The organism is Mesorhizobium sp. WSM4822, from assembly GCF_055811155.1.
Genome location: NZ_JBVVQM010000008.1, coordinates 1 through 13,243, shown reverse-complemented (window position 1 = coordinate 13,243; position 13,243 = coordinate 1). Strand labels below are relative to the sequence as shown.

At 63.7% G+C, this 13,243-nt stretch carries 15 protein-coding genes; 4 read left to right on the top strand and 11 right to left on the bottom strand.

What is annotated here, in order from left to right; genetic code table 11:
• Positions 1 to 24 precede the first annotated feature (24 nt).
• The 7 genes from AC0L3E_RS18970 to AC0L3E_RS18940 form a co-directional block, all read right to left on the bottom strand.
• Positions 25 to 612, bottom strand: coding sequence for an NAD(P)H-dependent oxidoreductase (locus tag AC0L3E_RS18970; RefSeq protein WP_128309827.1), 588 nt, complete (start codon positions 610 to 612; stop codon positions 25 to 27).
• Entirely contained in the window at positions 612 to 1,193 is a 582-nt protein-coding gene (locus AC0L3E_RS18965; protein ID WP_473605358.1) for an NAD(P)H-dependent oxidoreductase, read from the bottom strand. The genes AC0L3E_RS18970 and AC0L3E_RS18965 overlap by 1 nt, the downstream gene beginning before the upstream one ends.
• A gap of 205 nt (positions 1,194 to 1,398) precedes the next feature.
• Positions 1,399 to 2,802 (bottom strand): FAD-binding oxidoreductase, encoded by a 1,404-nt coding sequence (locus AC0L3E_RS18960; RefSeq protein ID WP_128309830.1) that lies wholly within the window; start codon positions 2,800 to 2,802, stop codon positions 1,399 to 1,401.
• On the bottom strand, positions 2,802 to 4,091 hold the full coding sequence (locus AC0L3E_RS18955) for a cytosine deaminase (protein WP_128309829.1): 1,290 nt from the start codon (positions 4,089 to 4,091) through the stop codon (positions 2,802 to 2,804). The genes AC0L3E_RS18960 and AC0L3E_RS18955 overlap by 1 nt, the downstream gene beginning before the upstream one ends.
• A gap of 186 nt (positions 4,092 to 4,277) precedes the next feature.
• Complete coding sequence (locus AC0L3E_RS18950) at positions 4,278 to 5,129, bottom strand: ABC transporter permease (protein ID WP_128309166.1); 852 nt, start codon at positions 5,127 to 5,129, stop codon at positions 4,278 to 4,280.
• Complete coding sequence (locus AC0L3E_RS18945) at positions 5,116 to 5,940, bottom strand: ABC transporter ATP-binding protein (RefSeq protein WP_128309165.1); 825 nt, start codon at positions 5,938 to 5,940, stop codon at positions 5,116 to 5,118. Before AC0L3E_RS18945 ends, AC0L3E_RS18950 begins: the two co-directional genes overlap by 14 nt.
• A gap of 12 nt (positions 5,941 to 5,952) precedes the next feature.
• Positions 5,953 to 6,957, bottom strand: coding sequence for an ABC transporter substrate-binding protein (locus AC0L3E_RS18940; protein WP_127272561.1), 1,005 nt, complete (start codon positions 6,955 to 6,957; stop codon positions 5,953 to 5,955).
• A 265-nt stretch (positions 6,958 to 7,222) separates the two neighbouring features.
• On the opposite strand from AC0L3E_RS18940, the gene AC0L3E_RS18935 reads away from it, so the two are divergent.
• The 3 genes from AC0L3E_RS18935 (at position 7,223) to AC0L3E_RS18925 (ending at position 9,431) form a co-directional block, all read left to right on the top strand.
• A complete protein-coding gene (locus tag AC0L3E_RS18935; protein WP_127271694.1) occupies positions 7,223 to 7,606 on the top strand; it encodes a RidA family protein in 384 nt (127 codons plus the stop codon).
• A gap of 54 nt (positions 7,607 to 7,660) precedes the next feature.
• Positions 7,661 to 8,464, top strand: a complete 804-nt coding sequence (locus tag AC0L3E_RS18930; protein ID WP_473605357.1) for a creatininase family protein — start codon at positions 7,661 to 7,663, stop codon at positions 8,462 to 8,464.
• A gap of 577 nt (positions 8,465 to 9,041) precedes the next feature.
• The gene (locus tag AC0L3E_RS18925) at positions 9,042 to 9,431 is read left to right on the top strand and encodes an SMI1/KNR4 family protein (RefSeq protein WP_368773604.1); all 390 of its coding nucleotides are present in this window, start codon (positions 9,042 to 9,044) and stop codon (positions 9,429 to 9,431) included.
• Between the two features lie 36 nt (positions 9,432 to 9,467).
• Here the strand turns inward: AC0L3E_RS18925 and AC0L3E_RS18920 are convergent, their stop codons facing one another.
• Positions 9,468 to 9,977: a tyrosine phosphatase family protein gene (locus AC0L3E_RS18920; protein ID WP_128309162.1), complete on the bottom strand. Its 510-nt coding sequence runs from the start codon at positions 9,975 to 9,977 to the stop codon at positions 9,468 to 9,470.
• Positions 9,974 to 11,023: a threonine-phosphate decarboxylase CobD gene (cobD, locus tag AC0L3E_RS18915; RefSeq protein WP_473605356.1), complete on the bottom strand. Its 1,050-nt coding sequence runs from the start codon at positions 11,021 to 11,023 to the stop codon at positions 9,974 to 9,976. The genes AC0L3E_RS18920 and cobD overlap by 4 nt, the downstream gene beginning before the upstream one ends.
• On the opposite strand from cobD, the gene cbiB reads away from it, so the two are divergent.
• Positions 11,022 to 11,990 carry an adenosylcobinamide-phosphate synthase CbiB gene (cbiB, locus tag AC0L3E_RS18910; RefSeq protein ID WP_128309160.1) on the top strand — a complete coding sequence of 323 codons (969 nt, stop codon included), beginning with the start codon at positions 11,022 to 11,024 and terminating at the stop codon, positions 11,988 to 11,990. The genes cobD and cbiB overlap by 2 nt on opposite strands.
• Positions 11,991 to 12,029: 39 nt before the next feature.
• On the opposite strand, the gene cobO is transcribed toward cbiB, so the two are convergent.
• Together cobO and cobU are read right to left on the bottom strand one after the other, a co-directional pair.
• Positions 12,030 to 12,644 (bottom strand): cob(I)yrinic acid a,c-diamide adenosyltransferase, encoded by a 615-nt coding sequence (gene cobO, locus AC0L3E_RS18905; protein ID WP_128309159.1) that lies wholly within the window; start codon positions 12,642 to 12,644, stop codon positions 12,030 to 12,032.
• A gap of 1 nt (position 12,645) precedes the next feature.
• Entirely contained in the window at positions 12,646 to 13,092 is a 447-nt protein-coding gene (cobU, locus tag AC0L3E_RS18900) for a bifunctional adenosylcobinamide kinase/adenosylcobinamide-phosphate guanylyltransferase (RefSeq protein WP_473605502.1), read from the bottom strand.
• Between the last annotated feature and the right edge of the window lie 151 nt (positions 13,093 to 13,243).

Here is a 13,243-nt window from a genome sequence, read left to right as displayed (position 1 = left end):
AGGGGAGAAGGGAAGTTGTGCCGCTCAAAACCGCTCCAACTTCCCTCGCACCTTCGCCAGAAACGCCGCCCTCGTCGCCGGCGTCGAGGCATCCATCAAATAGTGCGCCAGGAAAAACGTCCGGCAGCGTGTCGCGCACAGTGCTCGCATGCCGCGCAGCAGGGTCTTGCGTCCCGGCTGGCCAACGACGACGCTCCACCAGGTCGGGGCGCCGCAAGTGGTGATGACGCCGACCTTGGTTACATGCGTCATCAGCGACTTGATCCGGCCCTTGCCTGCCGGCAGCTTGAAGGCGACGTCCGTCGCCCACACCCGGTCGAGCCAGCCCTTCAGCATCGCCGGCAGCCCGTACCACCAGGTCGGATAGACGAACAGGATCGCTTCGGCCCAGTTGAGCAGTTCGAAATGCGGCTTCAGCGCCGGGTCCTGCGGCGCCTGGTCATTGTAGGAGCGCCGCTCGTCGCAGCCCATCACCGGATCGAATTTCTCGGCATAGAGGTCGAGCAGCCGCACCTCCCAGCCTCGTCGCATCAGCACGTCCACGGCGGTGTCGCGAATTGCCGCACAGAAGCTGTCCGGCACCGGATGGCAGTAGACCACCAGCGCGCGCATCAGAAGGCATCCATGCTGGCCGCGACCTTGGTCGTGAAAGCCTTGCGCGTTTGGTCGGTAGACAGGTTCATCGCGTAGTGCGCGAGGTAGCTCACCGGCGCGCCCGGTTTTACGGTGGCGCGCAGCATGCGCTTGATCAGCTTGCGTGGCGGATCGCCCATCAGCATGGCGCGGAACCGGCTGCCCCCATAGGTGGTCACCGCCGCAACCTTGCGTATGTTGTGCAGCGACGGCTGCGCCTTGCCGTCGACCAGCTTGAACGACACGCCGGGCAGGAAGACGCGATCGAAAAAGCCTTTCAGGATCGCTGGAAAGCCATAGTTCCAGACCGGATAGGAAAGCACCAGCGCATCGGCTCGCAGCAGGCGTTCGACATAAGGCGCGGCAGCGTCAGCGGCGCCGCGTTGGCTGTGGTAGTCCAGTCTTTCCTGGCGCGTCATCCGCGGATCGAAATCCTCCGCGTAGAGGTCGCAGTCGTCCACCGCATGGCCCGCCGCTGTCAGCCGCTCTACGATCATGCGGTGCAGGCCGGCATTGAAGCTGGTCTCGACCGGATGGGCGTAAAGGACGAGGATGTTCATCGGAGGACATCCTGCAGGTCAGCGCGAGGCACCCCCCTCTGCCCTGCCGGGCATCTCCCCCTCAAGGGGGTAGATTGGCGGTTTCCGCGTTGCTGCCTATCTGCGACGTTGATGGTTAGCGAAAGCAGCGCGGCAGTCTGATCTCCCCCCTTGAGGGGGAGATGGCCGGCAGGCCAGAGGGGGGTGCAGCGCCACACGCTGGTCATCAGCTTGCCCTCTGCAGCCCCTTGAAAAGGAATGTCCGGCCCGACCGGTAGTCATAGTCCGGGTTCTCCCAGGCGATCATCTTGCCGGGGTTGAGCAGCCCTTGCGGATCGGTCTCGCGCTTGAAAGCGAGCTGCACCGCGTCGGTCTGCTTCATGCCGCCCTCTTCCAGCGTGTAGCGATGCGGGTTGAAGATCGGGCAGCCATTCTCCTCATGCAGGCGCACGATCTCGTCGAGCCGTGCTTCGGTGGTGAACTTGACCAGCGGCAGGCCAAAGCAGGTGATGTTGCCGTCCAGCCGCACGAATTCCAGATGCGAAAAAACCTCGCCCGGAAACATCGCGTCCATCCTCTCGACCAGCACCAACTGGTTGGGAAAGGGATAGAGCGACTGCAGATAGGTAATCGAAGGATCAACGCGCAGCGCCCTCAGCGTCGTATGGTTCCAGGCCAATTCATAGGCCGGCGGCAGGCCCTTTTTCTCGTCCGGCGTCGCGGTTACCGCATTGTAGATCACCTCGCCGCCGGCACGGCGGGTGAAGGCCAGGAAAGCATCGAGCCCATGTTGCGCCACCATGACGACGCAGATGCTCTGCCCCTCCGTCAGGAATTTCTGGTGCCGCTTGAAATAGAGCTGCGGCACGGGTGCGGCTATCGGCGTGATCAGCTTGGTCAAAATACCGTCCTGGCAGGCCAGCGCATTGCCATACCGGGCGACATCCATGAAAGCGTCGAAGCCGACGATGACGTCGATCCATTCATAGGCCGCGGTCAGCGGCATCTCGACCTCCGATATGATGCCGTTGGTGCCATAGGCGTGGGTGACCTTGTGCAGATCCTCGCCGGTGAGTTCGAGCGCTTTCGGTTCGGCCTCCATGGTCACCACACGCAGGCGCAGCACATTGCCGAAATCGCGCAACCCGCCGAAATTGATCGAGCCGACGCCGCCCGAACCGCCGGCGATGAAGCCGCCGATCGAAGCGGTGTTGTAGGTGGAAGGCGACAGCCGGAGTTCCTGCCCGGAATGCGCCCGCGTTGCCTTGTCGATATCGGCCAGGATGGCCCCCGGCCCGGTCACCACGCGACCTGGCGCGATCGACTTGATCTCGTTCATCTCGGCAAGGTTGAGCACGACGCCGCCGGAGAGCGGCATCGCCTGGCCGTAATTGCCGGTGCCGCTGCCGCGCGGCGTCACCGGCACGCCATGGCGGTGACAGGCGGCAAGCACGCGGATCAGTTCGGCCTCGTTCTTCGGCGTCACGATCAAATCGCCGGTGACATGGTCCAACTGCTGCTTCAGCACCGGGCTGTACCAGTAGAAGTCGCGGCTCTTCTGCTGGACGATGGCCGGATTGTCGTCGACCTTCAGGCCTTCGAGATCGCGTTTGAGCGCCGAAAAATCCATCATTCCACCATCAGTTCGTCGAGTTCGGCGTAGTCCGGCAATTGCCGGTCGATCGCCTTGCCGCCGCGCACGACGATGCGATCCGATTCGGGCCGCGACAGCAATTCTGTCCAGCTTCGGCCCTTGAACACGATGAAGTCGGCATCGCCGCCGCTGGCCAGCGTGCCGAAGCCGTCGAGTCTCATCACATCAGCCGGCGTCGCGGTAACCGCTTGCGGCCAGTCGGCAACCGGATGGTCCAAATGCAGGATGCGCGTCGCCATGCGGTAGACCTCCAGCATGTCGAGATCGCCATAGGCATAGAAGGGATCACGCGTGTTGTCGGAAGCGACCGCCACCGGAATGCCCCTCGCCTTCATCTCGTGCAGCAGCGTCACGCCGCGCCAGCGCGGCGTGGTCTGATCCGAGCGGTCTTGCAGGTAGAGATTGCACATCGGCAGCGAGACGACGGCGAGCCCCGCTTTCGCCACCTTGTCCAGCGTGTCGAGCACGTCGAGGTCCGGCTGGCGCGCCAGCGAGCAGCAATGGCCGACGAGGATCTTTCCTTCGAAACCGTTCCAAAGAGCGGCCTCGGCGATCTTCTTCAGCGATATGGCGGAGATATCATCGGTCTCGTCGGCATGGAAATCGAGATCGAGGCCATGCTTGATGGCTTGCGCGAAGACATGGTCGAGCAGTTCTTCGAGGTCCGGCACCATATAGGTGACGACACCGAGCACGCCCTTTGCCGCGGCAACCCTTTTTGCCAGTCTGTCGAACCACTTTTTGTCGCGCACGCCTTCGATGCCGAGCAAACAGGCGCCCTGCAATTCGATACGGCCGCGCCATGCCTCGCGCATCGTCTCGAACACTGGCCAGGAGATTTCCTCCTGCGGCGCGACGCTGTCGATGTGGGTGCGCAGCGCCCTGGTGCCATGCGCGTAGGCGCAGCGCAGTGAAAAATCCATCCGCCGTGCCAAATCCTCGGCGCTCCAGCGTGCCACGCGATCGGCACCGGCGGCATTCAACGCGCCCAAGAACGTGCCGTCAGGATTGGGCTTTCGCGGCCAGATATGGCCCTTGTCGATATGCGTGTGGCAGTCGACGAAGCATGGCAGGATTATACGGCCGGCGAGGTCAATCGCATCGGCGGATCGGCCATGCGCGGTGATGCTGGAAATCTTCCCGTCGGCCACAGCGATGTCGGCAAGCCCGAAGCCGTCAGCATCGAAGGGCGCGGAAAGGCCTGGTGCCAGTGAGCGATGAAGGCGAACATTGGCGAGATGGTAAGAGCCGAAGGTTGGTATCAAGCGTTGCCCCCCTCTGTCCTGCCGGACATCTCCCCCTCAAGGGGGGAGATTGGCAGCGTCCGCGCCGGCTCTTTTTTTTCAACGTTGGAGATTGGCGAAGGTCGTGACAACAGCCAATCTCCCCCCTTGAGGGGGAGATGTCCGGCAGGACAGAGGGGGGCGCTTCGCGCCAACCTTTCAGTCATCCTAGCGCTCCTGCTTCAGTGCGCTTTCGTGCCAGCGCCGCAAAATGAGATGCGAAATCAGCGACAGCACGAGGAAGATCAAAATGCCGGTCAGCGAGATCAGGAACAGCGCCGCGAACAGCCGCGGCGCGTTGAGCCGGTAGCCGGCCTCGATGATGCGTGAGGCAAGACCGGACGACTGGCCGGTGGTGCCGGCGACGAACTCGGCCACCACGGCGCCGATCAGCGACAGGCCTCCGGCGATCTTCAGCCCACCGAGGAAATAGGGCATCGCGGCCGGCAGCCTGAGATAGCGCAATTGCTGCCAGCGCGTCGCGCCATTGAGCTTGAACATGTCGCGCAGATTGCGGTCGACGGAGTTGAGGCCGAGCGTGGTGTTGGACAGGATCGGAAAGAAGGCGACGATCCAGGCGCACAGCAGAAGCTTGGTCGTCTGGTCGTTCACATAGATGTTGATCAGCGGAAAGATCGCCACGATCGGCGTCACCTGCAGCACGATGGCGAAGGGGAAGAACGACATCTCCACCCATTTCGATTGCGCAAACAGCACCGCCAGCCCGACCCCGCCGATGACGGCCAGAGCCAGGCTGAGGAAGGTGATGCGCAAGGTGACCAGCAGTGAGGAAAACAGCAGGCCGGCATCGTTGTAGAGCGTCCACAGCACCACACCCGGGCGCGGCAGGATGTATTGCGGGATCTCGTTCCAGACGCAGACGCGATCCCACAGCCAGATCGCCAAGATCATGATCACCAGCGGCAGCACCCAGCGGCCGATCCGTTCGAATCGCTCCTGGCGCACGCGGCGCGCTTCCTCGGGGTCGAGTTCGAGCGCCCGCTCGTCAATGGCCGTCATGATGCGCGCCTGCTGTTGAATTGATGGCCTTGACCAGCACGTCGGAAGCCTGACGGCACAGCGCCGCATAGTCGGGCGAGGTGCGAAACGCCTCGTCGCGCGGATAGGAGGCCTCGATGGCGAGTTCGTCGAACACCCGGCCCGGCCGCGCCGCCATGACGACGACGCGGTTGGACAGGAACACGCTTTCAAAGACGCTGTGGGTGACGAAGACGACGGTGAAGCGTTCGTCCTGCCACAGTTCCAGCAGATCGTTGTTGAGCTTGAAGCGGGTGATCTCGTCGAGTGCGGCGAACGGCTCGTCCATCAGCAGCACGCGCGGTTTGGTCACCATGGCGCGTGCGATCGAGACGCGCATCTTCATGCCGCCGGACAGTTCGCGCGGCACCGCGTCTTCGAAACCGGTCAGATGCACCCGCGCCAGCATTTCCGTGATCGCCGGTGTCGCTTTGGCGCGCGAAATGCCTTTCAGCCGAAGCGGCAGCCAGACATTGTCGAAAACGTTGGCCCAGGGCAGCAGCGTCGGCTCCTGAAAGACGAAGCCGATGTTCGAGCGGTCAGCTGAGCCGACGCCGCGCCATTCGAGCACGCCGGAGGTCGGCGTCGACAGGCCGGCGATCAGCCGCAGCGCCGTCGACTTGCCGCAACCCGACGGCCCGAGCAGGCTGAGGAAATCGCCTTCCCGGATCGTCAGATTGACATCGCTCAGCGCCGTCACGCCGTTGGAGAACACCTTGCCGACGCCCCTCAGCGCCAGCAATGTCGATGCAACGTCCGAGGCCGGCGCTGGCGCCACCTTTTCCCTTATCATACCGGGACCGGCCTATTTCTTCAGCTCGAGCCCGACGCCTTTGTTGATGAAGGTCAGCGTGTAGGCCTTCTTGATGTCGATGCCGGCTGGCGTGACCTTGGCCTTGACCATCTTGTCGTAGAAATTCTTGATCCGCTCGTCGGTCATGGCGCCGATGCCGAGCTTTTCGGTGTCGCCGGAATCGGCAAGGCCGAACTTCTTCATCTGCTCGATCGAGAACGCGATCTGCTCGTCGCTCATATCGGGATTGTCTTTCTTGATCATGTCGTTGGCGGCCTTGTTGTCGCCGTACAGATATTTGTACCAGCCCTTGGCCGAGCCATCGACGAAGCACTGGACCACCTCCGGCTTCTTGTCGATCGTATCCTGCATCACCTCGATCGTCGTCGAATAGGTGTCCCAGCCATAGTCGGCGAGCAGGAACTGGTTCGGCACGAAGCCGCCTTCCTTCTTGACCGCGAACGGCTCCGAGGTGACGTAGCCCTGCTGGATCGACTTCTTGTTGGCGAGGAAGGGAGCGGTGTTGTAGGTGTAGGGCGCGCGCTTGGAAGCGTCGAAGCCGAGTTCGATGACCATCCACTGGAAGAAGGTCTGCACGCCCTCGTCGCCCAATATGTACTGGTCGGCGTTCTTCAGGTCCTCCCATTTGTCGAGCCCTTCGCCGGGGTGGGACATGATGACCTGCGGGTCCTTCTGGAAGTCCGCCGCCACCACGCGCATGGGAATGCCTTGCTGGACGGCATCGAAAGCCGACAGCAGATTGCCGCCCATGTAGAAATCGATCTTGCCGGCCAGCAGCAGCGGTCGGCCGCTGACCTGCGGACCGCCCTGCATGATGGTGACGTCGAGGCCGCAGGCGGCGTAGGTGCCGTCCGCCACGGACTGATAATATCCACCATGCTCCGGCTGGGCCAACCAGTTGGTGCCGAAGGTGACTTTCTCATTCGCAGCAGCACCCAGCGTGCTGGCTGCAAGCAGGGCCACCGCCGCCACCGAGATCTTCTGTTTTCCGTACATCCACACCACCCTCTGTTTGCTCCGGCGCGCCACGCGCCAGGCTCGACACCAAAGATTCAAGAAGCAAGACACATGCCACCGGCGTCTGGCGCCGGGGCCGCCCGCTTGAAAGACGTTGCCATGCCAAGCGCGGACGGGTCATGCTGTACGAAAGGCATCGTGCCTATTTTTTGAACGGCTGTCCACAATCGCCCGGGCAACATGCACCGCCATCTTGAAGGTGTAATGGGTCCGGCTTTAGGCTGGCGGCACCCAGGAGATTGCCATGTTCAGATTCCTCACCCCGAAGTCGATCAAGCCGCCCTTTGCCCGCTACAGCCACGGGGTCGAGGTACCGCCTGGAAAGCGGCTGGTGCTGTGCTCGGGTCAGGTTGCCATAACCGCGGACGACCAGATTCCCGAAGAGGCCGGCGCGCAGGCCGAACTCTGCTTCCGCAACATCGAAGCGATCCTCGGCGAAGCCGGGCTGGGCCTACGCGACATCATCCGTATCAACGCCTATGTCACCGACCGCGCGCATCTGCGGCCCTATATGGATGTCCGCGACCGGCTGTTTTCCAGCCCCGCGCCGGCCTCGACGCTGATGATCGTCTCCGGCTTTGCCCGACCCGAATTCAAAGTCGAGGTTGAGGCTATCGCGGCCGGGTGATCGACAGGCGGGGCTTGCCGCGCTAGGTCTGCCTGACCATTGAAGAGGCATGACATGACCGTAGCCAAAAGACGCGTGTGGTGGGGCGACTACCGGACCACCGAATACGCCTCGATCGACCCGGAGGCGACGATCGCCGTGCTGCCGGTGGCGGCGATCGAGCAGCATGGGCCGCATCTGCCGGTATCGACCGACACCTCGATCATGAACGGCATGCTCGACACGGTCATTTCGCGCCTGCCCGACGACCTCGACATCCGCATCCTGCCGGTCCAGGCGGTGGGCAAGTCGAACGAGCATCTTCACGCGCCGGGCACCCTCACTTTGCCGGCAACCACGCTGATTGAAGCCTGGACCGAGCTTGGCCTGTCGATCGCGCGCGCCGGCGTGCGCAAGCTGATCGTTGTCAACTCACATGGCGGCAACGAGGAGATCATGGGCATCGTCACGCGCGAATTGCGCGTGCGCGAAAAAATGCTGGCGGTAAAGACCAGCTGGCAGCGCTTCGGCCGCCCGGCCGGCATGTACACCGATCTCGAGGACCGCCACGGCATCCATGGCGGCGATGTCGAGACCTCGCTGATGCTGCATTTCCGACCCGACCTTGTCGACATGGGCAAATCAGACAATTTCGTTTCCAATGTCGCCAAGGCCGAGAAGGAATTTTCGCTGTTGCGCCACACCGGCACCCACGCCTTTGCCTGGATCGCTAGCGATCTCAACCCGAACGGCGTCGTCGGCGATGCCAGCATCGCGACGGCGGAAAAGGGCCGGCTGACGGCAGAATATCAGGCCGACGGCTTCATCAGCCTGCTGCGGGATGTGCGCAAGGCGAAGCTCGCGGACTGGTTGAGATAAGTGTCTGCTATGAAGGTAATCACAGACAACCGTTGCCCGCCAAACTCGGACTTCGTCTGAATGGTGGCAAACGAATCCGGGCCGAGACCTGCGATGCCTTCGGGGCTTGTATGGCGGCGCCGATCAATCGCGCCGGAATGTCCGTGATGGATCGGAGCAGGCGCAATGTGCTGATCGGTGCGTCTATCTTTGGAGCCCTGAGCCTTGCGGGGCTGCTTCCTACCATGTGCGCAATGCGGCAAATCAGGACAAAATCCCCCATGGCCGAAGCCAGCCATCCCAAACGGCCGCCGGGTCAGGCGAAGCCGTTGCTGGAGGAAGATATCGCGCCGGTGCTTGCGCGCCTTGATGCCTGGTATGCTGCCCATCTGCCGCCAGACAAATATGTGTTCAATCCGCTGGCCACGGACGCGCAACTGGATACGTTCGAGCGCCTGATCGGCCTCAAGATGCCGCGCGCCTATCGCGCCCTATACCGATGGCACGACGGCGAAAACGACGACCGTTGGGGCCTATCTATGGGCTTCCGCTGCTGCCGCTGCATCAGGCAGGGGCGCAATGGAAAGCCTGGGGCGATGTGCTCGTCGATTTCGGCGGCAATCGCTATGAAATTCCCGGAGGAGCGTGGCCTGAACACGCGGTTGACCCGGCCTATATCAATCCGCGCTGGATACCGCTGACCCATGATGGCTCAGGCAATCATATCGGTCTCGATTTCGATCCTTGGCCCAGCGGTCGCGTCGGCCAAGTCATCCTCTTTGGGCGCGACGAAGATGTGAAGGCGGTGCTTGCGGAATCCCTTGGCAAGTTCCTCGAGTGGATCGCCGGGCTGCTGGAAAGCGGCAATTTCAGATTGGAAGCGGCGGAAGAGCCCGTGCTGCGCCGGTTCCGATTGAAGGCGCCCCCATCAAACGACTTCCACGAAGGTGCACGAAGCCTTCTGGGCGCACGTGGCCCCTTCCTATGACGGATTTTGAATGAGATAGCACTCGGGCAGCATGCCCTACATGTCGATCTTCAGCGCGAATGGCGTCCCTTCAAAGGCATCCGCACCGCGGCCGATCGATTCGATCGCCTCGATCATGCGGCCGTTGCGATCAAGCAGCGCATCGGCCACCGCGATCAGTCGCGGATTGGGCGTTGCCGAAGGCGACAGCGCCCGCAGCGTCCGCGCCAACTCGGCCTCGTCACGCTTCGGCGCCAATGCGGCCGCGATGATATAGGCCGAAGCCGTCGAGCGGCTGATGCCGGCATAACAATGCACGAGCATCGGCCTTGCCCGGTCCCAGCGGCGCGCGAAATCGAGCAAATTGCGCACATGCTCCTCGCCCGGCATGGTCATGCCGTCCTGCGCCGCCGCGATGTCATGCATGACCAGATGCAGATGATTTTCTTTCGATATCGAGGCCGGCCGGACCACCGCCGTTCCGGCGGCAAGCAGCGACAGCATGCGGTCGGCGCCGCTCCTGGCCACCGTTTCCTCGATCTTTGCCAGCGAGCAGACATGGATCATTGTTTCGAACCCTTCGATTGATGCTCGCGCCGCGACGCCCATTCGGCAAGAACGGTCTCGAGCCGCTGCCATTCCGCCTCACTCCCCGGCAGGCCGGCGCGCAGAACGTCAGGCCGATCGGCAAAATGGCGAAGCAGAATGCCGCGCCCGCCGAGCGCGGCAAACAAATCGGCAGCATGCGGCAGGCGAAGAAAACGGAACAGCGTGGTGCCACCCATAACGGGAATACCGAAGCGGCCGAACAGCGCATCGAGCCGCGCCGATTCATCAGCCAGCGCCGTCCGCATCGCGTCCTGCCAGCCGATATCGGCAAGCGCGCGAATGCCGTATTCCAGCGCCGGGCCGGCAACGGCCCATGGCCCGAATTGTGTTTCCAGCCGTTCGACCGTCACAGCATCGGAAAGTGCAAAACCGAGCCGCAGGCCGGCTAGACCAAAGAACTTGCCGAACGAGCGCAGCACGACGACGCCGCCCTGGCCGACATCGCCGCAGAGGCTATGCTCGCGCGGCCCAACATCCATGAACGCCTCGTCGACAACCAGCAGCCCGCCCTTGGCGCGCAATCCGGCAGCCAGAGCCAGCAACCGGTCGCGCTCGAAGACACGTCCATCCGGATTGTTCGGATTGACCATGATGGCAAGGTCGGCGTCCGCCAGGTCAGCGAAATCGCCGACCTCGGTCACCGCGTGCCCGGCGATCACTCCTGCGCGGGCATGTTCGGCGTAGGTCGGACCCAGCACCAGCGCCCTTCCGGGGGTAATCAGCGAGGCGACGCGCGGCAACAGGATCTGCGTGCCCGGTGCCGCCACGATGTTGGCTGGCGACGGCGCCCCATAGGCACTGGCAGCGATCTCTGTCAGCTCACGCGTGCGCGCGGCTTCCGGCAACCGCGACAGCGAGGTGGCGGGCAGGTCGAAAAGCGGGTAGGAGTGCGGATTGATACCGGTCGAGAGGTCGACGAATGGCAGCAGGGCGTTGGGGAAAAGCGCCCTCGCGCGGCCAAGACTTCCACCATGGTCCACAACCGCCCCATTAAGAAGCTTCATGTCAGTCCTGATCGCTTTCCTGTCATTGGCCGTCGAATTCGCCCTCGGTTACCCCGATTGGCTGTTTCGCGCCATCGGCCATCCGGTGACGTGGTTCGGCAGGCTGATATCCTTTCTCGACCGCAGGCTCAACCGCGCCACTGATCCCGACGCGCTGCGTCGCAAGCGTGGTGTCCAGGCGCTGCTGGTCATCGTGCTGGTGCCGGCGATAATTGGCCTGGGCGTACAGATCCTGTTCTGGTTCGTTCCCATGGGCCTGGTCATCACGGCCCTCCTGGCAACATCGCTTCTGTCGCAGAAGAGCCTCTATGAGCATGTCGAGGCGGTGGCTGACGCCCTCGACACCGGCGGCCTCGCCTTGGCCCGCCTTGCCGTTTCGCGGATCGTCGGCCGCGACCCTGAAACGCTCGACAGGGCCGGCGTCTGCCGCGCGGCGATAGAGAGCCTGGCCGAGAATTTTTCCGACGGCATCGTCGCCCCTGCCTTCTGGACCGGCGTCGGCGGCCTGGCTGGCGGCGCCGCCTACAAGGCCGCCAACACCGCCGATTCGATGATCGGCCACCGCACCCCGCGCCACGAGGCCTTCGGCTGGGCGGCGGCGCGCTTCGACGACTGGATCAATCTGCCGGCGTCGCGGCTGACGGCGCTGCTGATCGTGCTGGCGGCGTTCTTCGTCAAAGGCGCTGATGCGAAAAATGCCTGGCATGCGGTGTGGCGCGACGCGAAAAAACACCGCTCACCCAATGCCGGCTGGCCGGAAGCGGCGATGGCCGGTGCGCTCGGCCTGGCGCTCGCCGGGCCGCGCAGCTACGGCGGCGTGCTCGTGGACGACGTCTTCATGGGCGAAGGTGGGCGGCGCGAGGCCGACAGCGTCGACATAAGGCGAGCGCTGAAACTCTATCGCATCGCCGACTATCTGCTGATCGCGCTGTTCGGGTTGGTTTCGGTCGTTGTCATCGTGGCGTGATCTACTTCACCCTCCCCTTGTGGGGAGGGTAAGAAACGCTCAGAACTCGATCCCCTGCTGCGCTTTCACGCCTGCGGAAAAATGGTGCTTGGTCACGCCCATTTCGGTGACGAGGTCGGCGGCCTCAACCAGCGCCGGCTTGGCGTTGCGGCCGGTGACCACGACATGCAGGCCCTCACGCCGCGCCTTCAACGCCGCAACCACTTTGTCGAGATCGAGATAGTCGTAGCGCAGCGCAATGTTCAGTTCGTCGAGCACCAGCAGGCTGATCGACGGATCGGCCATCAGTTCGAGCACCTTGGCCCAGGCGGCTTCGGCGGCGGCGATGTCGCGCTTCAGGTCCTGCGTTTCCCAGGTGAACCCCTCGCCCATCGCGTGCCAGACGACGCGGTCGCCGAAGGCGGCGAAGGCGTCCTTCTCGCCGGTGTGCCACTTGCCCTTGATGAACTGGACAACGCCGACGCGCTTGCCGTAGCCGAGCATCCGCAGCGCCAGGCCGAAGGCAGCCGTGGTCTTGCCCTTGCCGGGACCGGTGTTGACGATCAGCAATCCCTTCTCGACCGTCTTGCTCGCCACCTCGGCATCCTGCACAGCCTTGCGCTTGGCCATCTTGGCGCGGTGGCGTTCTTCGTCCCTATTGTCGATGTCGGTCATGTCATTTCACCTTGAGCGGCAGCCCTGCCACCATAAGCAGCACCATGTCGGCGACGGCGGCGACCTGCTGGTTGAGCCGACCGGCGGCATCGCGAAACCGGCGCGCCAGTGCATTGTCCGGCACGATACCCTGGCCGACCTCATTGGACACCACGAACCAGGGCCCGCGCGGCCGCGACAGCACCTCCGTCAATCGCCGGCATTCCAGCTCGAAATCGTGTTCGGCCAGCATGTGGTTGGTCAGCCACAGCGTCAGGCAGTCGACAAGCACCGGCCGATCCTCCGGCAAGGCGGCAAGCGTACCGGCGAGATCGAGCGGTGCGTCGATGGTCGTCCAGCCTTCGCCGCGCCGCGATCGGTGCAACGCGATGCGTTCATGCATCTCGTCATCATAGGCTTGCGCCGTGGCGATATAGGTCCAGGGCGGCGGCAAGGCGGTCGCCAAAATTTCGGCGTGGGGGGGGGGGGGGGGGGGGGGGGGGGGGGGGGGGGGGGGGGGGGGGGGGGGGGGGGGGGGGGGGAGGGAGGGGGGGGGGGGGGGGGGGGGGGGGGGGGGGGGGGGGGGGGGGGGGGGGGGGGGGGGGGGGGGGGGGGGGGGG